Here is a 20757-nt window from a genome sequence, read left to right on the forward strand (position 1 = left end):
TTGTACATGAGCAATAAGGGTTTTTCATTAGTAGAGTTGTTAGTTGTTGTTGCAATTATTGGCGTATTGGCTGGCGTTGGAGTTGTTGGCTATGACAGGTACGTAGAAAATACTAAACGAAAAGTTTTAGAACAAATGCATAATAACATTGTTCGTGCTGTTGAAACTGAATTTACAATATTATCAAATCAACTTGGATCTGCGATGAGAGAAAGAGATAATGCAGGTAATTGGATCCAAAGAGCTACAGATGGTACACCAACGACTGCCGGGATTACTGAAGCGACTGCTTCAAAGGTTGGAGAATATACAACCTGTTATAATTTCGTATGGTCATTAAAAAAACATTTTGAGTCGAATGAAAATGGATTTGAAAATCCATGGGTTAAAGGAAAAAAAGCAATAACCATTGATACTGAGGGTAGAGCAAATCATAAACAAGGCCATATTCAGATGTATTGTTATCTAACAAATGGTGGATTTGGTTCAGGGTCTGGATGTGCTATAAGTTCAGGAGCTGCTGCCGCTCGAGTTCATACTTATTTTACCGATAGAGGTTCACAGGGAACTGGTCCCAATCCAAAAGAAATGGTTGCTTATATAGGAGGTGGAAATTTTTCAACAAATTGGCCGCAAAAAAAATCTGATTGTGGTTGGGCCGACAGTTCAGCTAGTACTGATCCTGTTTATGGTGCTTGGAAAGTTACAAATTCTATTTTATCTGAAGCAGATTATTAATTGTTAATGTTAAAAAATTATATTATTTAAAGTTTTATGAAACAAAGTGGTTTTTCATTAGTAGAATTATTAGTTGTTGTAGCGATCATTGGTGTATTGGCCGGAGTTGGAATTGTTGGTTATGATCGATACGTTAATAATGCAAGAATTAAAGTTGCAATACAAAATTATGAAACAGTCTCAAGAGCTGTAGGTTTCGAGTTAACAGTAGCAAATAATGAACTTTCAAGTGCAGTTAATGAGGTACAATCGGATGGTACCGCAACTGGAAATAAAATTAGTTCTACAACAACTTGTAATGACTTTTTATTTAGTGTTAAGGAACATTTTGCAGAATTTAAAAATCCTTGGAATCCAAGTTTAGAAGCTATAACTGTCGATACAGTAGGTCAATCAGCCCATCGCCAAGGACAGATACAGCTAGTTTGTTATTCAATGTTTGGAAATTTTGGTAATGGCGGAGGGTGTCCAATCGGTATGGATGCTTGTAGGGTTTTAGTTATTAATTATCTCAAAGATAGAGGCAGATGGAATACTACAGATGGATTATGCGGTGGAACTATGGCACCTGGAACAACTGATTTAACTGAAACACAATCAGATTGCGTTTGGATAAAATTTTTTGGTGGAAATAAAAGAGCAACTCAAGCCGAAGCTCAGGCAGACTGTGGAAACCCGAGCCCTTGGTATATTCAGAATAGTACAATATCAGCAGATGCAGGAGGTTCATGTGGAGGATCAAGTGGACAGCCTTGCACATAATATTTGCAAAGCTTTAAATTCTAAAAAAGGTTTTTCACTAGTTGAGTTACTAGTTGTTGTTGCAATCATTGGCGTATTAGCTGGTGTCGGCGTTGTTGGTTATGATCGTTATGTTGAAAATGCAAAAAGAAAAGTTTTTGACCAAAATGTAGAAACAGTAACCCGCGCAATAGATTTTGAATATACAGTAATTAAAAACGAATTAAGTTCAGCAATTAAAGAAGTAGATCGAAATGGCAATATGATTGATGGAAGCGGCATGACCACTACATCTGCTGGTGCACAAAGAAAAATTAATAGTGAAACTTCATGTGAAAATTTTCTTTATTCTGTAAAAGAACATTTTAAAGAATTTAAAAATCCTTGGGGAACAAAAAGTACAGTTATGATAACTATTGATACAAAAGCACAATCATTTCATAAAAAAGGCATGTTACAGCTTGTTTGTCATCGATCATCTGGTTTTACAAAAGGGTGGAATTGCAAAATACAAGACTCATTGTTTCATATTCTTGCTTACTATCAAGATGGTTTAGTCAAAGATTCAAATAGATCTGATACAAATACAAGGCTTGGTGGTACAGCAACTTATGTACCAACGGGCAACATTGCATCACAGTGGTGGAATAAAGGTGATAATAATCCTCCTGCTGCAGAAAGATCAAATCCTAATTTAGCATGGTTAACCGAAAGTGCTGGAATTGCTAGGTGTGGTTCAACAGGATATACTACTTCTGAGATTAATGTGTCTTCAGATGCTAATTATTAACCAAAATTTTGTATTGCTGTTTCTAAGTCTTGTTTCTTAAGCATCATCAAGTCAACTTTAGTTTTGTTTTCTTGTTTTCCAAGTCTGACTGCCTGTTGTTGAAGTGAAGATTCAAAGAAACGTCTGATATCTCTACCATTTGAATACTTGTCACCAGTTATAGATATGACTTTTTTGCAACAATCTTTGAGAGTATTGTTTGCATCACCTTGAATAAGGTATTGGTTATCTTTAGCAAATTTATAAAAAATTTGGTAAAGATCTAAATCATTATAATCTTCAAATAAAATTGTTCTTTTAAATCTTGAAGCTAATCCTGCATTTGCATCTATAAATCGATGCATTTCTTTCTCATAACCAGCAACAATGACAATTAATCTGTCACGATAATCCTCCATATACTTTAACAATTCATCAATTGCTTCTTGCCCGAAGTCATTAGGGTCATCCGGCTTTACAAGAGTGTAAGCCTCATCTATAAACAAAACATTATCGATAGCGCTGTTAAATTTATCCGCTGCTTTAATTGCTGTTTCACCTTTTTGAGCAACAACAAGATCACTTCTTGTAATTTCAATTAGTTTACCACCTGAGATTAATCCAAGCTCTCTAAAAATTTTTGCTAAAATTCTAGCTACTGTAGTTTTACCAGTTCCAGGATTTCCTGAAAAAATTAAATGATTTGAAATATCTGGAGAATCACTCAGGCCAGATTTTTTTCTCTCAGCTGCAGTTTCAAGATAAGCAACCAAAGATTTAACTTCATCTTTCACCTTTTTTAGACCAGGTAAAGACATAATTTCTTTTATATTTTGCTCAACAACTTCGTTCATGAATGATTTCAGTAAAAATCAAATATTGATATACATTATTTGATGGTATTTTTAAAAGTAATTTTGTTATCTTTATCACTTATATTTTTAACTATAAGTGGTTATGCAGGTGAGCCTGGAACAGAACAAACTCAGCAAATCGAACAAGATAAAAAAGTTGATAGCCAAAAAACTATTAAAAAGAAAGAAGTTATAAAACAAAAATTAGTTAATACAGATATTCAATTACCAAAAAATCCAATTGATACAATTTTTCTTCAACCGCTAGGCAAACCCATAGATCCAAGATATGCAAATTTATCCGGTAACTGTACACCTGCCCAAGAGGGTTATGATTGTAAAATTGTAGTTCCCAAAAAAAAATCAACTCACTTTAATAAATATTATTATTACATAAATGCTAATAAACACGTTTATGGAGTAATCGCTTATAGAGATTATAGAGTTGGGAATGTTGATTACTGCAGATCTTTAATTGCGGAATGGAAAGAATATTTTAGCAATTTTGAATTTGAAAAAAAGAGTAGAGAAGAAAATCTTGATCAATTGCTATTAGTTACAAGCGCAATTCAACCATCAGAAATTTACATGAGTTGTTATCCTGAGTCATATAGAGATATTAAAAGTTATTTTTCTTTAAAATTATTTATTGATGAAAATTAGCTTTTACATACTGCTTCTTGTATTTTGCTCTTTTCCATCTTTGTCTAACAATAAAGCTTTTTATGAAGGAAGAGCAAAATTTATAAAAGAATATATTACAGAACTCCAAGCGTTAAGAAAAAAAGATCCCGATTATAACGGAGCAATTGCAGAATCTCTTACAGGTTCTTTTTTTCAAGCATTAGATAAAAAGTCTCAAGATGAAGTTGAAGCTCAAGCGATTAACACGTGTAAAAAAAGAAATAATAAAGGATGCAAAATTAGGTTTAGGGGTTTGGCGATCAACCCTGAATACAATCGATTTGCAGTTTTTGACAATAGTAAAGGAAGCTTAAATGTTGGTCTGGAGGATATCCCTTCAAATTTTATGTTATCTCACAAAGGAATTTCATTTGTCTTTTCAACATCAGATTATCAAGCCAAAGATTTTACTTGTGCAAAGACCACTAAAGACAATGATTTTATTGTTGATATGATCGTATCTCAAATTGATCTTTATCCAAATTCTTTTTTAGGAAAAGCTGGATTAAAGTTTGTTTTAATATGTGGTGATATCAAAGCATTGGGAAGTTCACCTGAAGGGTTAGCACCTGCTCACTATGATCAATCCCCAGGTGTTTTTATGTTATCAGTTCAAAAAATAAAAAAACAAATCGATGCTGGTCAACCTCAAATTATTAAACATATTTTTCACCATGAGTATTACCATGTCATTGATAGCACTTTAACTAAAGCTGTAGTTGATGATGACTGGGTTAAAATAAATAAAAATCCTTATAGTAGTGAAAACTTAAAAGCCAATGTGAATGAGGTTTTGTCAGATGGTAGAGGGTTTGTAAGTCATTATGCAAAAAATAATGAATTTGAAGATAAAGCTGAAGTGTTTGCTTATTTAATTACTAAGAATAAAAAAATGCGAGACGTTATGACAAAAGATGTCGTTATTTTTAGAAAAGCAAAACTAATGATTAAAAGAATGAAGACGTTATCAAATGATATTAATGGAAGTTTCTGGACTAAGCTTCAGAAGTAGTTTCAGTTTCTTTTCGAATTTCAGAGATATTATTAACTAAAGCTTCGCATTCATTTTTTAAATTTTTAAAAACTTTTTCCCAATGGTGATCTGTCTGTCTAAACAATCTCATATTGTCATACCAAATACTATCTTCTTTATCTAAGAACCATCTCCAATCAGGAACCTTAGATAATAATACCCATGTTTGTGTTCCAAGAGAACCTGCAAGATGCGCAATAGACGTATCGGTCGTAATAACCAAATCTAAATATTTTAAAATTGCGGTGGTATCTAGAAACTTATTTGATCCCTGATCGATTAGAGGATCATAATCAATAATTTGTTTTTCAAATTCATTTTTTAGAATTTGGTTTCTTGCATAACCTTTTTGTAGTGAGATAAATGATGCATTTGGAATCGATAATACATCTTTGAACATAGACAGATTTACACTATTCAAGTGATCTCTTGGATTTAAAGGATCTCCTTGCCAACATAAACCAATTTTTACTTTTTGATCAACCCCAAGTAACATTTCCCATTCCTCAAGCTTATTATCATTAACTTTAATTTCAATTGGCTGAGGACATTGCTCTAAAATATTAGGTGCTAAGATTTTTGGTAAATCTAATAATGGAACCCAATAGAAAAAATTATCATAATTTTGATCAGGTAATACAAACTCGTCAATTTCAGCTATATTTTCAAACAGATGTTGTATTTCCATTGGACAACTAAAAACTATTTCACAATCAAGTTGTTTTAAAAGTGGAATATACCTTGAAAACTGAATAATATTTCCATAACCATTTTCACTACAAACTAGTATTCTTTTTCCAGCTAATGGTTCACCACGCCAAATTGTTTTCTTCTTACTTAAAATATTTTTTAACAATGGATCATTAAATATTCGTGAGTGATAACGGTCAAATCCATCATTAAAATTTTGCGTTAATAAATGAATAGACCCTAAATTTGTATTCGCACGACTAAAATCTGGACTTAAATTTAAAGTTGCTTCATAAATTTCCTTTGCACGATCAAAATTACCAGAATGGAATAAGGTATTTGCAAAATTAAAATGTGCAATTGATGAGTCTGGTTTTATTTTTACCGCTTTTTCATGACATAGTACGGCGTCATCATATTTTTTTTGAAGATAAAATAAGTTCCCAAGATTACTTAAAATAAAGTGATTATTGGGGTTATTTGTAATTGCATTTTGATAAACTTTTATCGCTTCATCAAAATTCTTATTTTTTTTATGTATTAGGGCTAGGTTGAGGTAAGCAAAAACTTCCTTAGGATTAATGTTAATTGCATCTTCATAACACATGATTGCTTCTTCTATATTATCCATTTCTTGCTGAGCTAAACCTAAAGTAATGTATGCTTGAGTATATAAAGGATCCTTTTCTATGATTTTTTTCATTAACGCTTCTGTAAGTTCATAATATTTTAAATAATAAATGTTCTCTCCTAGTTTATATAAAATATCCTTGTTATTTTGATCTCGTTGTGAAGCATCAAGATAGTACCAGATCGATTTTTTATAAAAGTTCTGGTTAAAATAAATATCACCTAAAAGTTCGTAAATTTTTGGATTTCCAGGTTGTTTATTAAGTAGAACCGAAGCTCTACTTTCTGCATAGGTGAATTTTTTACTTTGAATTAAATTTTTGGTTTCTTGGATTTCAGAGTTAATTAATTCCATGTTTATTACGAATCTCTAAAAAAGATCATAAATGATTATAATAGGAATTTGTAGAAAGTATCACCAATCAAAATGTATAAAAAAGCGGCCAAGGTAATAAAACAGCCATAAGGAATGGGGTAACGCCTATCTTTTTTGATTATTGTGAGAGGAATGGCAATAATTAGGGCCGTTACTGATGAAAAAAACATAACAAATAAAATTGATTTTAAACCAAGCCAAGCACCAATCATCATCATTAATTTTGCATCACCAAGACCCATCCCTTCAATTTTTTTATATTTATAAAAAAACCATCGGATTAAATAAAATACACTAAAACCTATGATTAAACCTGCAAACGAATCTGCAATCAAAACGCTAAATGGATTTAATTTAATTGCAGATAAAACAAAACCTATAACACTTAATGGTAGGGTAAAAATATCCAGAATCAAATATTCATTTAAATCTGTAAAAAATATGATGACTAGTGATGATAAAAGGATTGAAAAAAATAATGCATTTAAAGTTAATCCAAATTGTAAATAACTAAATAAAAAAATAGAAGCGGTTAAAATTTCTACTAATGGGTATTGAAAACTAATTTTTTTTTTACAGAAATGACATTTGCCTAATAGGAATATAAAACTAATGAGTGGTATATTATGATACCATTTTAGTTTGTTACTACAATTTAGACAAGCTGATGACTTTAGAAATATATCCTGATCTTTTGGTAATCTTAAAATACAAACATTAAAAAAACTGCCAACGATGAGACCAAATAAAAAAAGGTAGGTTTCAACTACCACTTAAAATTATCTTTTGAATTTAATTTTGTCATCTCCATCATCATCACGACTAACTTGAGGAGAAATATTGTCATTAGTAGAATCTGCTACTGGTGTTTCTTCAGTTACCGCTGAAGGGGCTTCTTCAGCAGGCGCTGCAGCTGGTTCATTGCCTGTCATATCGATATTGTCACTCGCTGTTTCTTGTGGAGCTGCTTCAGGTTCAGGGGCAGGAGCGGAACCCGCATCTTTGCCACTCTGACTTTCGATTTTAAAAATTTTATCAAGATGAGCTAGTTTGATAACTTTCATCACCTCATTACTTACATTAATAAGGACAAAAGGTTTATTTGTTTTTTTTCCAGTTTGCATTCCCTCAACTAATGAGGCTATTCCAGAAGAGTCAATATAACTGACTTTTGCCAGGTCAACTGATACAGATTTGCACTTTTCAAATAATTCCTTGATATTTTCTCTTACTACTGGCGATTGATCTAAATCAATTTCCTGACCTAGTTCTAAAATGCCATTATCCCCATTAATTTTTTGTTCGATAGACATGTGATAAACTTTATACTATTAAACTGTAAAAACAAGATTTCTTATGATTATTGATTGCATCTGTGGTTTAAAAAAATTCGAGGTCAATGCAGACCAAATTCCAAATGAAGGTCGACAAGTCAAATGTGGAGTGTGCTCTAAAGAGTGGTTTTATAAACCAGGAGAAAATAATTCTACCTTACAATTAGATCAAACAAACATAGACACTTCATCACAAGTAAGTGAAGATATAAGTATTCCACAAGTTACAGAGGAAGCAATTTCTGCAGCTGAACAAGATCAAAAAATGAACTTTTCTTTTGATGACGATGATAACACCATGCCGTCAAAAAGTGAGATGGATGAAAATTTAGAAAAGTTTAAAGCTGAAAGAAAAAAGAAAAAAAAGAGCTCACTATCTCAAGGCGCAAGAACAAGAATGCTTTTTTATTTATTAATTCTTTTGTTATTAGCTTTAGCTACAGTTAGCGTGCCTTACAAATCTAGCGTGCTTGCAGTATTCCCAGAGCTATCAATAATTTTTGAGGGTTTAACACCAATATATAATGCAATTTTTAAATAACTAATTTTTTTGCTGTTCTTTTAGTTCTTTTAATTTTTTCTCTCTCGCAAGCTTTCTCTCTTCGGCTCTTTTCATTTGCTCAATAAATTTCTTTTTATCTTTGAATAACTTGTCTTTTTGTTCATAAACAACGGCACTAATAACTGCATTTATTTTAATCTTTGATGAAGTTGGTGTTTCTCTAATTATTGTTTCTTTATCAAAATTTATTCTAAAAGGAGTTTTGGCAATATCTTTTTTAAAATTAACATAATCATTATATTTAGACAGTAAAGCCATATTGATAGAATACATCTTATAATCTCTGACTTTAAAACTTTTTCCTTCATTTAAAGTGCTAATGAAAACATTATTTTTGTTTGCCAAACCAGAAATTGAATTTTTAAAACTTTGAAATTCAATAGGTGACATAATTGTTTCTAATGATTTGATATATTTATATTCTAAATCTTTGGTTTCTTTACCGATTTTTGCCATTTCAGTAATAATTGACTTTGATTTTTGCTCTGCGCTTTTACCAATATTAATTTTTTTTGCTTGTGATCCTTTAAGGCTAACAGTGTAGATTTCTAAAATAAGTATTAAAACAATTGTAAATACTAGAACAGAAACACCAATGACAATTTTTTTTGAATGATCCTTTAAAGTTTCATCTTGAATTGAATTACTTTTATCTTTTTTTGATCCAAACACGTAAATTACAATATTTCCAAATTAATTTTTTTTATAATTCTACTGCACAAACTATTAGATGAATTTATTACAAACTTCTCTACGTTTTCGATTTGATTTTCTTTCAAAACAGGATTTTCATACTTAGATTCATAAATTCTTTGAGTTGCCCTAACTAAACTCTCAACATCCAATTTGCTATTATTTTGCATAATATAAAGCTTTTGTTAAATTTTATCTATTGATTCGTAATATATATGTTTGAAAAGAACAATTCTATTAAAGAAATACTTAAAGAAGCAAAAGAAAAACTGTCTAAAGACAAAGGTTTAGTTTCAGAAAAAGAAGAATTCAATCAAAAGGTATCAAAGGCGTTAGACGGCAACGTTCTAGTTTTAAATAAAATTTACGGAAATGATTCGAAAGAAAATATTGACCAAAGAACAAAAAAAATCACTGAAATAGTCGAGCACCAAAGCGCTCTACTTTTGAATCAAGAGGTTTCACATGGAAGAGAAACAACTTTGTTATTATCTCAAGAGGTAGATGAAAATGAAACTCTTGTACTAAATAAAGAAGTAGCAGAGAGCGGCACTCTTTTATTAGATCAAGAATATGAAGGACCATATTCAGACGAATTAAAAGAAATTCATCGTGAGATTGATGAGCTTAAAGAAAGGTCAGAAGAAAAAGATCCATTTATTGAGAGAATAGAACAATTAGAAGAAAAACAGGTCACTCTATTTAATAAAGTTGATCAAGCTTTAAATGAAATTCAGGCTAAGGATCCATCCGAGGAAATAGCATTAAAGTTTGATATTTTTAATAATCAAATTAGTAATGAAATAGATGAAAAAATTACACAAATTAGTGATCAAAATTCTATTTTTGAAGAACGTTTATCTCAAATAGAAAACTCATCTGAAAATCTTAAAAATAGTATTGAGAACCTTGATTTTAAGATTGAGGAATTATCAAGAAGTTTAAATGAAAGTTTAAACAACAATATACAGCAACAAATATCTCAAATTGAACAAAATAAAGTTACTCAAGAACAAAATATTCAAAGCCGTTTTGATGTAATTGAAAATCAAATGAAAACAAGTGTAGATCAGTTGCACAAATATCTAGAGGAAGAAAAATTAAGAAAAGAAGAGGAAAAAAAGAATGATCCAGAATATCAATCAAATTTAAGACTTAATAATATTTATAAAATTATTGAAATGCAAATCAGCCAATCTTTGGTCAATAATATTTCAAATCAATCTGTTGCGAATATACATCCCAATCAATCCGTTCAAAAAACAGATTCTGCAGAAGTAATTAAAAATAAAGACAGTGAAATTTTAGAAAAATTAGATCTTTTAAGCCAGCAGCTATCAAGTAAAATTCAAATTGATGATCAAGGAATTAAAGAAATGTACAATCTAACAAATTCTAAAATTGAGCAAATGCAAGATAAAGTAGAAAAAGTAATTTTAGAGTCAAAGGGTAACAAAGAGTTAATTGAATATTTTAAATCATATGAATTAAAAAATTTAGAAGGCTTGAATTTTGATTTATCCCAACTTAAACAGTTTGACGGATTAGATCAGGCTAAATCATTTGTTGAAGAGTTAATTATAAAAGAAACCAAAAACTGGATTAATCAAAATCAGAAAAATATTGAAGAAATTTGTAAAAAGATCATATACAAATAATCTTCATGAAAAAAAATTCAGGCTTTTCTCTAATAGAGCTACTTGTTGTTGTTGCAATCATTGGTGTGCTTTCTGGTATTGGTACCGTAGGATTTCAAAGGTATGTAGAGGCTGCGAAAAATAAAGTTGCTTTACAAAACTACGATACTGTTATTGATTTTTTTTCAACTGAATTGATTATTTTAAATAATAATATTAATGAAAAATCCTCTCTTATAAAAGTTGGAAGTAACAAATGGACAAAAGATACCCATAATCTAAATTCTTTTTTAACAGGTTCTGCAAACTACCATGATCTAGGTTTTGGATTAGCTAATTTTAAAAATCCATTTGCAAACCAAACAATAAAACAAGTTTACTCGTTAAGTGATCCTGATGATGCCAGTGACTCTAATGTAACAAAAAAAGGAAATATTATTTTAAGAGTGCACCCAGATCATTCTACCGATGGTGCAAAAATCACAGGTGATCGCCGTTTTCAAGTAATCTATTATTCAGATGACGGTGTTATTGATACAGTTAATACTAAAGAATTTACGCTTAAGTAATTTGTTACACAAAAAATTTAAAAATATCTTTTAAATAAGTAAATAGTGCAAGAACTATTGCAAATTTAGCAATGACTGACCAATATCTTCTTCCAGTATAATGATTTGCACTTCTCCAAATACCAACAGTTGAAATAATTGAGTAAATCAAAAACAAAAATGTGATAAATAAAAGTATCACTCTTTCATATAGACCTTTCGGTACAAATTGCTGATTTAATAGAGCATCTAATGCATTTTCTTGAAATAAAAGCGCTAAACTTATTAAAATAATAAAAAATATTAGCGGGACAATGTTGCCAAAAAACCAATAGGATTTTGACAAGGAATAGTGACCATTCCACAATTTTTTAAGTATTTTAGTCATATTAATTTGGTTGCAATAATTACCAATTTTAAATAGAAACTTTGAAGTTAACTAAAAACGGAGAATATATATATATGAACAAAACACTAGAAAAAGGTTTCTCATTAGTAGAGCTTCTAGTTGTTGTTGCTATTATCGGAGTTTTAGCCGGAGTAGGTATTGTAGGATATCAATCTTACACTGAGTCTGCCAAGGAAAAAGTTGCCGAAGCAAACTACAACTCAGTGGTTAGATTTATTGAAACTGAATTAACTTTGTTAAACAATGGTGTGCAAGATAAGTCAGGTGCTTTATTTGCAATTAACGCTGTTGAAACTGTAACATCATCAACTTATTCAAGCTGTGGTACAACTGCATTTAATAGAGGAAACTCTACAAATGGTACCATTCAAAAGTTAAAAGGTGCTGTTGCATGTCATTTTGGAACTCAAGATGGTGGATTAAAGTTTAAAAATCCATTTAAATCATCACAAACTAATGCTGTTGTTGGTACTGATGATAATAGTGTTGGACCTGTTGCGTTATATCAAAAAGGTACAATTATTATCAGACAATCTCAAAATACTGAGAACGGTATCACGTCTGCCGGTCAAGTAGCTGCAGAAACTGCTACTGCTGGAAAAATCACAGTGACTTATGTTGGTAAGAATGAAACAGCTGTTCCAGCTCTTACCGCGCAGTCTACTGCAAATGGTTACAAACATAAACATTTAGAATTAAAATAGTTTTTTAAATTATTTTATTTAAAAAGGCCTCAATTTATTTGAGGCCTTTTTTTATTTTGCAGTGTTAAATATTTTGTGAGTTAAGTACTCACTTAATATTTTCTTATCCATTATATCGGTATAATGCTGGTCATAATTTTTAATTTCTCTCACGGCAGAATACCCAAATCCATAGCGTGACGTGTCATCTGGCAATATACCCATTTCATCTAATATTGTCGGAGCGATATCGAAGTGATTTATTTTATCTCTCTTAAATTTTTTTTGGTTATTCATTTTAAAATAAATATTTCGGTCCCAACCGTCTGGAATTGTAAATTCTTCTCGGTCAGCCATTAGATGATCACCCATAAGTACTACTACGGTATCCTCAAGAACACCTGCTTTTTCAAGATCTTTAAAAAAATTATAAATAAATTTTCCTGAACATCGATATGATCTTTTTAGATCATCGATATATTTTAATTTCTTATTCTTAGTTGATAATATTTTCTCTTTACATCTTGGAGAAGATACAAATGGATAATGTGTATCTGCTGTAATTAAAGTAACATTAAAGGGTTGTCCGGATTGATGCAATTGGATAATTTTATTTTTAGCATGTTCTAACATATCGTCGTCATGTACTCCGTTTGCCCAACCAGTAAGCCTTTCTTTGGCCAAGCCGTCCCTTACCATTTTGTCGATATCGTATACCTCAAAAGAATGCAGTCTTTTAAATATTCCAAATCCATGGAAGTCAGCATGTACAGTAAGGTAAAAAATTTGTTTATAGTTAAATCTATTAAGTATATCGCTCAAACATATTAAATCATTTTTTTTGAAAGTAGTTAGATTCATTGAAATTGTAGGATAAAATGGAACCGAGCATTGGGTAGAGACAACCGCACCTATACTGAAAGCAGTCGCTGGAGCGTGTTTGAAATTATTTATATTATTTCCTTTAACCGCATCAATATCTTTAATTGGATTATTTTTATCCAAAGATCGTACTTGGGTCTCTAAAGACTCTGTAAAAAAAAGAATCAGATTTTTCTTTTTCTCAGGATTAATAAAATTTATTTTATTTGGGTTATGGTAGAGTTGGATATTTTTTTCTAAATTTTTATTTACATGCAAAAAGTCAAAAAAATCTAATTTATTAAAATAAAATATTAAACAAAAAATAAAGTAAATTTTGTAATTTAATATTATTTTATAAAAAAAATTAAAAAAAAAACTGATTATTCTTTTCTCTTTTATTTTAAATAAAAAATTATTAATGATGCTATTGGTTTTGCTTTTTTCTAGAACAAACATCCAAAACAATGCAGCAATAAACGGGTATATAATTATATTTAATATAAAATTTACTTTATAATAAAGAGGCGTATCTCTTACGCCGTCATATTGAACGGTAAAATTATAAAGGATTTCAATATAATTAGTTCTCTCGCCAAAAAAATCTTTAATCCAAATAGCTTTTTGCACTAACAAAAAAGCTAAAAATAAAAAGATAAAGTTAATTAAATATTTTTTTAGAAATAGTGCCATATCATTTCAAGTGGGAAACTTTTTAAAGTTATGTATCTTTTTTTATTTTTGAAATTAATTCCTTTTAAAGGGTCGAAATATTGATAGCCTAAATTTACTATCCATTTAATTTGGTTCTTTGATATGTGGTTATTGATACAATTTATTAGTTCTGTTTTAAGTTCCTTATCAATCAGTGGTATTGAAGCAAGTAAACCATATTCATTTTTATATTCTTTAAGATAATTGATTCCACATTGGTTTTTAATTGTATATTGAGGATAATTAGTTTTTAAAATTTCAGATAATTCATAATCACGTTCTATAATAGTAACGTCTTTATTTTCAACAAATTGTGTTAAAGCTCCCGTTCCGCCGCCAATTTCAATTACATTATTATTCTCTGTATTATTAATTAAATTAGCAATCTTTCTTGCTGATGAGTTTGTAGAGGCTTTTACGGTACAAATTTTAAGAGGATTTTGAATAAATTTTTTTAAAAGTATGTTCACGGCGCTCTTTTACTTAAAGGAGTAAAAAATAAAAGGTAAATTTTTAAAAATTTAAAAAAATTTAATTTTTGATTTGAAAATTTATTATTTTCATAAATTTTCATTAATTTTTGAGAAACATTATTATCATTGGTCTTTAAGAGAATTTTCTGATGTGTTTCAAAGACTTTAATTTTAATTTTATGTCTTTTTACAATTAAATAAAACAATAAGTCGCTGTAATCTTGTTTTTTATAAATAAATAAAATTAAAAGAGCTAATACTATATAAAAAATAGATATTGCGATAATTTTGGCAGTTTTAAGTAAAGATTCTTTTTCCATATTTATTAGATTATCTATTAACTTTTCTCTTTGTAATGAATCGTAATTAATCAAAAAGTTTGTCCATTGATAATCAAGATATCTAACCCAAAGATTTAAACCCTTATCTCCAAAAAATTTTACAAGTTCATTTTGTTCAGTTTCAATGCCATTTTCTTCTCTTTCAAAACTGTTAATAGTATTTTTAATTCTATTTGAAGGTATTACTTGCGTTGGATCAAATCTAATCCAGCCCACATTTTCAATCCATGCCTCCACCCAGGAATGAGCGTCTTCTTGAGAAAATGTATAAAAGTCTCCAAGTTCATTATAACGTCCACCATAAAAACCAGTGACTATTCTTGCGGGGATATTTGCAGCTCTTAAGAGCAAAGTCATGGTCCCAGCATAATATTCACAGTAACCCTCTCTGGTTTCAAAAAAGAACTTAGAGTAGTTATTACCAATTGGGTTTGGTTTAAGATTATAATAAAACTCTTGGTTATTAAAATAACGCATTAAGAATTCAGCATATTCTACGTTAGATTTATTTTGTTTATTTTTTTTTGACCAATTTATTAGTTTACGATCTACTGTATTTGGTATTTGTAGATAATAACTTTTCTCTTTAATACTTAAATTTATAATTGGCGAAGTACTTTGAGCAAAAAAAGCAAATTTCTTTTTTGCAGTCATTTTTTGACTCATGCGATATGTCAAATTATGTGAGTTATATTTAAAGTCATAAGCTCTTGGAACGGTATAATCGAGTACAGGTATCCAGTTTTTTTCATGATTAAATAAGATGAGATCATATTTTAGTTGATCATTGGATCTTTTAACAATTTGATTATTATTTTTAAAAGTTACTTTTGTATCAATGCTTCTCCAGTTTTTTAATTGATCTAAAACTTCAAAAGTCTTAACTCTAAAATAAAGCTGATTTTGATTAACTCGTTCAAAAAACTTTGCATTAAATACATCTTCATCTTCAAGCGTGATTTGTTGAAACGAGCCTAGAGATATTTTATCAGGTATACCAAGGTTGTTTAGTTTATTTGCAAATAAACTTACCTTTACTTCTGCCCTTGGGAAGAAAAGATAGGTTAGTATAATAATAGGAACCGTAAATACACTAATCAGCACAATTCGTTTTAAGTTTTGTATGTTTAGAGTGATTAGCTCTTTTTGATTGATTAAATATAACAAAATAATAGCTGTAATTGCAGATGAACCGCTAATGATACTACTTAATAAATTTTGGTTATTAATCAGATTTGAGATGGTTACAAAAATGGATAGTGCTACAAAGAAAAAGTAATCTTTTTTCTTTGTTTCTAAGAACTTAAATAAAAGAAGGATATAAAGACAGTTAATAAAAAAATCCTTCGTGATCGTATAATCTTCAAATACAAACTGAATTCCCATTAATATAATTAAAGATGGATGCCTGATTAAGGCATGAATGATGATGTTCTTATATTTGATAAATAAAACTGTGATTGTAATTGCAAGAACATATAAAAAGTTTTCATATTCAAGCTTTTGAAACATCAAGGCAAGTTGAGAGAGAATAATAAATACTGATAATTTGAAATAAATATTCATTAATCAGCCTCCGCAATAAGTTTTAAACAGTGTTCAAAGTGTTTTTTGTTATCTCCAAAATCAGATAATTGATCTTTTATTTTTATGGCAAAAATTTTATTTTGCTGAAGGCATTCCTTTAATAGGAAAACCATAATACCAAGTTTTTTTTCATGATCTTGAATTGGGATTTGATTATAATCTATGAGTATTTTCTTAGACTCTGACTTTGATTCAAATTTTTTAATATAAAGTTGATCTTTACTATTAGATATTTTCCAAGCAATTTTACTCTCACTCATTCCTTCTTGGAACTGATCTATTCCATCAAAATCTTCACTAAAATCTGATTTATATTTTAAAGTCTCAACTAAAAAATGATTTAGATCTTTAAAATACATTATAGGTGAAGGGTAGACGTAGAATCTTTCTTTTAGCTGAAACCAATTCCATGCTTTTGTAATTCCAAATGGAAAAATCGTTTGGATTTTAAGCAAAGGATAATCATAGCAACCTCGTTTTAAGAAAGGGTTGTTGAATGTTATGACATTGGCACCAGTATTTAGATTAAAAGTCTCAGACTTTAAAACATCTTTGTTATCAATAATATTAAGGTTAATTTTTTTTTGTTTAGAACTGTTATTTATAAATAATTTTAAAGGCTCTTTTCCATTGCTATCAATTATATTTTCATAGTCTTTAATTTGTATGTGGTTCAAGTTTTCATAGGTAATTAAAATTGAAAGAAAGAATAAAACCGAAAGGGTAACCAGGATAATTAATCCAAGGTTAATTTGATAAATTGTTGATGCAATAAGAGCGGTGATTAAAAATAATCCCAATTGAAATCCATCTTTTGTAGGAAAGATGTAAATGTTTTTTCGATTGATACTTGGATTTGGATATTGCTTTAGTTTTTTTCTAATAATTTTAAAATAAAAATGATTTAATGCTTTAGAAATCATTAACGAGGCACAGGTACTTTTTCGATAATTTCTTTTTGAATATATCCTAAAATATCAACTCCAAAATCAACATTTTTAATTCTATGTTTTAATATGTAAGGAAATGTTTTTTGCACCTCATCAAATGTGACATATTTTTTTTCATTTAAATGAGCCAAAGCTTTTGAGATTTGAACAGTATAAATAAGAGTTCTAGTTGACAGAATGGTTTCAAATTTAATTTTTTTAGTTTGTTCAGTTAAACTTTGAATATAGCTAATTACAATATCATTGCATTCAATTTGGTTAACTTCATTCATAGTTTTTTGAATATCAATATTTAATGAATTAATATTTTGGCTATTATTTTTTTGTTTTAAAATTTGTTTTTCTTGATCGTGATTTAACTTATTCATTGAAAATGAAATCATAAAACGATCAAGCTGAGACTCGGGTAATGGATAGGTACCAACTTGCTCAGTTGGGTTTTGCGTTGCTATGACAAAGAATGGTTGTGGAAGATTATGCGTTGATCCATCAATGGTTACAGATTTTTCCTCCATGGCTTCCATAAAAGCACTTTGGCATTTTGGATTTCCACGGTTTAATTCGTCAGCAAGGATAATATTAGAAAAAATAGGACCTTTTTGAAAATTTGGTTCATTGTTAATATATTTAACAAAGCCATTAATATCAGATGGTAACATATCTGATGTAAACTGAATTCTTTTAAAATCTAAACCTAAACTGTTTGCAATAAGTTTTGCAAAAGTTGTTTTGCCAGTTCCTGGTTGGTCCTCTAACAAAATACTTCCACCAGCAATAATTGCTGCTATTGATAATTCTATTTTATCATCATTTCCTATTATAAATTGGTTTAAGTTTGATTTTATAGATTTGATCATTTTGTCTTATATTTTAGTTTAATTGCAATTTTAGCTCTATAGTCTTTTTTTACTTTATCTAGTTCTTTTTGGTTACTTGTTTTTAACTGTTTTATTTTTTTAATAAACCAATCTTCCTCTTTTTTTGTAATTTTTTGATTTTTCTTTCTAAATTTTAGCCTCTCTTCAATTCCATGTATTTCATTTTCTAAATCAATATTTCTTTCTTCAAGGTCACTTAGTTCCTTCCATCTTAATTCATACGTTTTTGAAGATTTTTTTTTAAGATAGATATTGTTTTGAGAGCAGTGATTGCAAATTTTTTTGAAGATTATTTCATATTGATCTTGGTAGATTGATTTTCTTAGAATTTTAGGTGTCAAAAAACTAGTTTGTTTTTTGTTACAACACTTGCAAAAATACTGCTTAATCATTGATAGTTATTTATTTTTTTTCTTTATTTATCTCAACAATTCATTTGTATTTTTGAGAATTTAATTATAATAATCGCCACGTGCCCAAATAGCTCAATTGGTAGAGCAACTGATTTGTAATCAGTAGGTCGGGAGTTCGATTCTCTCTTTGGGCACCATCTAATAAAATCCTATACTTTCCTACATGACTTTATAAGTTGGGCAAACGAACCCAAATCAACCGCTTTAATCAATACTTTTTTATTTTTAATTAGTAAGATAAAAGTAAAATTATGGTCAAACAAATTACAGCTTTAGAACTTAAAGATCTAGCAGGTAAAGACGGTCACTATTTAATTGACGTTAGAACTCCGGAAGAATGGAATGTTATTGGAAGACCAGATGGTGAAGCATTGGGACTTGTTACTCATTTTGTATCATATCAATTCCAAAAGGGCGAAGAAAGAGAGCTCAATCCAAATTTTGAACAAGAGATCGATAATTTAAATTTAGATAAGGATAAAAATATTTTTTTTATATGCAGAAGTGGAGCACGTTCACAAAATGCGGCTGAAATTTTTGAAAAAAAAGGATTTAAAACATTTAATGTTTCAGATGGGTTTTTAAGATCAGATACAGTTTATAAGTCTTCTTGGAAGGCAGATAAATTACCAATTAAATAATTATATTCATTAGTAAAATGAATTTTGAACAATTTTTAAAAAGTAAATTTAATTTTATAATACTTTTCTTATTAGGTGCTTTACTTTCTTTTGCATTACCACCTTATAATAATGTAAGTTTTTGTTTTATTATCTTTCCTGCACTTTTATATCTATTAAAAACAAACGAGCTTAATGGGCCAAAAGTTTTCTTTATTTATGGTTTGAGTTTTGCTTTTGGTTATTTTTCTTTTTCATTATATTGGATCAGTTACTCTTTAAATTTTGACCCTGAAGTTTTAGTTTTAAAGCCTTTTGCAATTATTGGTTTACCTTTTGTATTATCTTTGTTTTATGGATTTGGTTTTTATATTTTTAGACGTTTTTTTAAGTTTGGTTTTTTCTTTATCTTAAATTTTGCAATCATTTTAGCTTTAACAGAATATATTAGATCTTACGTTACAGGGTTTTCATGGAACTTATTTGTCTACGCTTTAAGTGATGAAATACAAAGTATTCAGATTTTAAATGTTTTTGGGACCTTTGGTTTAAATTTTATATCCATTTTTTTCTTCTGTTTTCCATATTTATTTTTTTGTGAGAACAAAAGAAAGTCAGTGAACAGAATGTTAATTTTTATTTTAATAATTGGTATTAATTACATGTATGGTACTGGAAGACTTCAAATTAAATTAGAGACTAAAGATCAAGAGGTTGTAGTTGTGCAACCTAATGAGGGTTTAATTGAAATATCATCTTATCCAGACGATTATTTAAAAAATTTAATCAAAATTAGTAAACCTAATGAAAAAAAAAATAACTCAATTTTTCTATGGCCTGAGGGCTCGTATTCTTTTGTCAGTAAAAATAATTTTAAAAACATAATTAAAGACAAATTTAAAGATAATCAAAAAATCATATTAGGAGGAAATACTAAGGATGAGCAAGGTAAAATTTATAATACTTTCATAGTTTTTAACGCAAGTGGTGAAGTTGTTAATGAATACCGTAAAATTCACCTTGTTCCTTTTGGAGAGTTTATTCCTTTTGAAAATTTAATTGCACAACTAAATTTAAAAAAAGTCACTTTTGGTTACCAATCGTTTTCAAAAGGAAAAAATAGAAATCAAATTAATATAAATGGAAATTTGATATTACCACTTATTTGCTACGAAGTTATAGATACTGGTAATTTAAATATAAATAAAAATAATTACGATGTTATATTTAATTTATCAGAAGATGCTTGGTTCAATCGATCAATTGGTACATATCAACATTATTCTCATTCTATTTTTAGAGCAATAGAAGAGGGAAAACACATTTTCCGATCAACTAATCAAGGATTGTCAGCTAGCATAAACCCATACGGTGTTTCGTCAAATATTTCTTCACCCTATAAACAGTCATCTTTTGTCTCTACTTACAATATCCTTAACAAAAAAACTCCATTTCAAGTTATGGGTAATTTAATGTTTTTGTTTTTAATCTTACTAGGTTTTTTGATACAATTATTTTTGAAAAAATATTTTAAATTAA

24 protein-coding genes and 1 tRNA gene are annotated in these 20757 nt (G+C 29.1%); 12 read left to right on the plus strand and 13 right to left on the minus strand.

The window, feature by feature from the left end; genetic code table 11:
* Window positions 1–6: 6 nt before the first annotated feature.
* Genes ACTTAQ_RS05190 through ACTTAQ_RS05200 form a run of 3 tightly spaced genes read left to right on the plus strand, consistent with a single transcriptional unit; the run spans window position 7 to window position 2269 of the window.
* Complete coding sequence (locus tag ACTTAQ_RS05190) at window positions 7–738, plus strand: prepilin-type N-terminal cleavage/methylation domain-containing protein (protein WP_440696172.1); 732 nt, start codon at window positions 7–9, stop codon at window positions 736–738.
* A gap of 36 nt (window positions 739–774) precedes the next feature.
* Window positions 775–1500 (plus strand): type IV pilin protein, encoded by a 726-nt coding sequence (locus ACTTAQ_RS05195; protein WP_440696173.1) that lies wholly within the window; start codon window positions 775–777, stop codon window positions 1498–1500.
* Complete coding sequence (locus tag ACTTAQ_RS05200; protein ID WP_440696175.1) at window positions 1469–2269, plus strand: type II secretion system protein; 801 nt, start codon at window positions 1469–1471, stop codon at window positions 2267–2269. The genes ACTTAQ_RS05195 and ACTTAQ_RS05200 overlap by 32 nt, the downstream gene beginning before the upstream one ends.
* Here ACTTAQ_RS05200 and ACTTAQ_RS05205 read toward each other — a convergent pair.
* A complete protein-coding gene (locus ACTTAQ_RS05205) occupies window positions 2266–3102 on the minus strand; it encodes an AAA family ATPase (protein ID WP_009360332.1) in 837 nt (278 codons plus the stop codon). The genes ACTTAQ_RS05200 and ACTTAQ_RS05205 overlap by 4 nt on opposite strands.
* Window positions 3103–3144: 42 nt before the next feature.
* On the opposite strand from ACTTAQ_RS05205, the gene ACTTAQ_RS05210 reads away from it, so the two are divergent.
* Together ACTTAQ_RS05210 and ACTTAQ_RS05215 are read left to right on the plus strand one after the other, a co-directional pair.
* Window positions 3145–3765: a hypothetical protein gene (locus tag ACTTAQ_RS05210; protein ID WP_440696177.1), complete on the plus strand. Its 621-nt coding sequence runs from the start codon at window positions 3145–3147 to the stop codon at window positions 3763–3765.
* Window positions 3755–4798, plus strand: a complete 1044-nt coding sequence (locus ACTTAQ_RS05215) for a putative zinc-binding metallopeptidase (protein ID WP_440696179.1) — start codon at window positions 3755–3757, stop codon at window positions 4796–4798. Before ACTTAQ_RS05210 ends, ACTTAQ_RS05215 begins: the two co-directional genes overlap by 11 nt.
* Here ACTTAQ_RS05215 and ACTTAQ_RS05220 read toward each other — a convergent pair.
* Genes ACTTAQ_RS05220 through ACTTAQ_RS05230 form a run of 3 tightly spaced genes read right to left on the minus strand, consistent with a single transcriptional unit; the run spans window position 4782 to window position 7828 of the window.
* The gene (locus ACTTAQ_RS05220; protein ID WP_440696181.1) at window positions 4782–6494 is read right to left on the minus strand and encodes a tetratricopeptide repeat protein; all 1713 of its coding nucleotides are present in this window, start codon (window positions 6492–6494) and stop codon (window positions 4782–4784) included. The genes ACTTAQ_RS05215 and ACTTAQ_RS05220 overlap by 17 nt on opposite strands.
* 35 nt (window positions 6495–6529) lie before the next feature.
* A complete protein-coding gene (locus ACTTAQ_RS05225) occupies window positions 6530–7288 on the minus strand; it encodes a prepilin peptidase (protein WP_009360328.1) in 759 nt (252 codons plus the stop codon).
* 6 nt (window positions 7289–7294) lie between these two features.
* Window positions 7295–7828 (minus strand): STAS domain-containing protein, encoded by a 534-nt coding sequence (locus ACTTAQ_RS05230; protein WP_440696184.1) that lies wholly within the window; start codon window positions 7826–7828, stop codon window positions 7295–7297.
* A gap of 43 nt (window positions 7829–7871) precedes the next feature.
* Between ACTTAQ_RS05230 and ACTTAQ_RS05235 the strand changes: the two genes are divergently transcribed.
* Window positions 7872–8390, plus strand: coding sequence for an MJ0042-type zinc finger domain-containing protein (locus ACTTAQ_RS05235; protein WP_440696186.1), 519 nt, complete (start codon window positions 7872–7874; stop codon window positions 8388–8390).
* Here the strand turns inward: ACTTAQ_RS05235 and pilO are convergent, their stop codons facing one another.
* Both pilO and ACTTAQ_RS05245 read right to left on the minus strand, forming a co-directional pair.
* Window positions 8391–9083, minus strand: coding sequence for a type 4a pilus biogenesis protein PilO (gene pilO / locus ACTTAQ_RS05240; RefSeq protein ID WP_440696188.1), 693 nt, complete (start codon window positions 9081–9083; stop codon window positions 8391–8393).
* A 5-nt stretch (window positions 9084–9088) separates the two neighbouring features.
* Entirely contained in the window at window positions 9089–9274 is a 186-nt protein-coding gene (locus ACTTAQ_RS05245; protein ID WP_009360324.1) for a hypothetical protein, read from the minus strand.
* 45 nt (window positions 9275–9319) lie between these two features.
* Between ACTTAQ_RS05245 and ACTTAQ_RS05250 the strand changes: the two genes are divergently transcribed.
* Together ACTTAQ_RS05250 and ACTTAQ_RS05255 are read left to right on the plus strand one after the other, a co-directional pair.
* Entirely contained in the window at window positions 9320–10762 is a 1443-nt protein-coding gene (locus ACTTAQ_RS05250) for a hypothetical protein (protein WP_440696190.1), read from the plus strand.
* 5 nt (window positions 10763–10767) lie between these two features.
* A complete protein-coding gene (locus tag ACTTAQ_RS05255) occupies window positions 10768–11310 on the plus strand; it encodes a type IV pilin protein (RefSeq protein ID WP_440696192.1) in 543 nt (180 codons plus the stop codon).
* 4 nt (window positions 11311–11314) lie between these two features.
* Here ACTTAQ_RS05255 and ACTTAQ_RS05260 read toward each other — a convergent pair whose 3' ends face one another.
* Entirely contained in the window at window positions 11315–11677 is a 363-nt protein-coding gene (locus ACTTAQ_RS05260) for a hypothetical protein (protein ID WP_440696194.1), read from the minus strand.
* Window positions 11678–11751: 74 nt separating this feature from the next.
* Between ACTTAQ_RS05260 and ACTTAQ_RS05265 the strand changes: the two genes are divergently transcribed.
* The gene (locus ACTTAQ_RS05265; RefSeq protein WP_440696196.1) at window positions 11752–12402 is read left to right on the plus strand and encodes a type IV pilin protein; all 651 of its coding nucleotides are present in this window, start codon (window positions 11752–11754) and stop codon (window positions 12400–12402) included.
* Between the two features lie 51 nt (window positions 12403–12453).
* On the opposite strand, the gene ACTTAQ_RS05270 is transcribed toward ACTTAQ_RS05265, so the two are convergent.
* Genes ACTTAQ_RS05270 through ACTTAQ_RS05295 form a run of 6 tightly spaced genes read right to left on the minus strand, consistent with a single transcriptional unit; the run spans window position 12454 to window position 18577 of the window.
* Window positions 12454–13935, minus strand: coding sequence for an LTA synthase family protein (locus tag ACTTAQ_RS05270; protein WP_440696198.1), 1482 nt, complete (start codon window positions 13933–13935; stop codon window positions 12454–12456).
* Window positions 13920–14426 carry an rRNA adenine N-6-methyltransferase family protein gene (locus ACTTAQ_RS05275; RefSeq protein WP_440696201.1) on the minus strand — a complete coding sequence of 169 codons (507 nt, stop codon included), beginning with the start codon at window positions 14424–14426 and terminating at the stop codon, window positions 13920–13922. The genes ACTTAQ_RS05270 and ACTTAQ_RS05275 overlap by 16 nt, the downstream gene beginning before the upstream one ends.
* A complete protein-coding gene (locus tag ACTTAQ_RS05280) occupies window positions 14423–16336 on the minus strand; it encodes a transglutaminase family protein (RefSeq protein ID WP_440696203.1) in 1914 nt (637 codons plus the stop codon). The genes ACTTAQ_RS05275 and ACTTAQ_RS05280 overlap by 4 nt, the downstream gene beginning before the upstream one ends.
* Window positions 16336–17280, minus strand: a complete 945-nt coding sequence (locus tag ACTTAQ_RS05285) for a hypothetical protein (protein ID WP_440696205.1) — start codon at window positions 17278–17280, stop codon at window positions 16336–16338. Before ACTTAQ_RS05285 ends, ACTTAQ_RS05280 begins: the two co-directional genes overlap by 1 nt.
* Window positions 17280–18164 (minus strand): AAA family ATPase, encoded by an 885-nt coding sequence (locus ACTTAQ_RS05290; RefSeq protein ID WP_440696206.1) that lies wholly within the window; start codon window positions 18162–18164, stop codon window positions 17280–17282. Before ACTTAQ_RS05290 ends, ACTTAQ_RS05285 begins: the two co-directional genes overlap by 1 nt.
* Complete coding sequence (locus tag ACTTAQ_RS05295; protein WP_440696208.1) at window positions 18161–18577, minus strand: hypothetical protein; 417 nt, start codon at window positions 18575–18577, stop codon at window positions 18161–18163. Before ACTTAQ_RS05295 ends, ACTTAQ_RS05290 begins: the two co-directional genes overlap by 4 nt.
* Window positions 18578–18659: 82 nt before the next feature.
* Between ACTTAQ_RS05295 and ACTTAQ_RS05300 the strand changes: the two genes are divergently transcribed.
* The 3 genes from ACTTAQ_RS05300 to lnt all read left to right on the plus strand — a co-directional run.
* Window positions 18660–18735: transfer RNA gene (locus ACTTAQ_RS05300), tRNA-Thr, on the plus strand.
* A 114-nt stretch (window positions 18736–18849) separates the two neighbouring features.
* Complete coding sequence (locus tag ACTTAQ_RS05305; protein ID WP_440696210.1) at window positions 18850–19239, plus strand: rhodanese-like domain-containing protein; 390 nt, start codon at window positions 18850–18852, stop codon at window positions 19237–19239.
* 17 nt (window positions 19240–19256) lie between these two features.
* A partial coding sequence (gene lnt / locus ACTTAQ_RS05310; RefSeq protein WP_440696212.1) for an apolipoprotein N-acyltransferase occupies window positions 19257–20757 on the plus strand: 1501 nt, incomplete at its 3' end.

Source organism: Candidatus Pelagibacter sp. HIMB109, assembly GCF_052048155.1.
Classification (GTDB): domain Bacteria; phylum Pseudomonadota; class Alphaproteobacteria; order Pelagibacterales; family Pelagibacteraceae; genus HIMB114.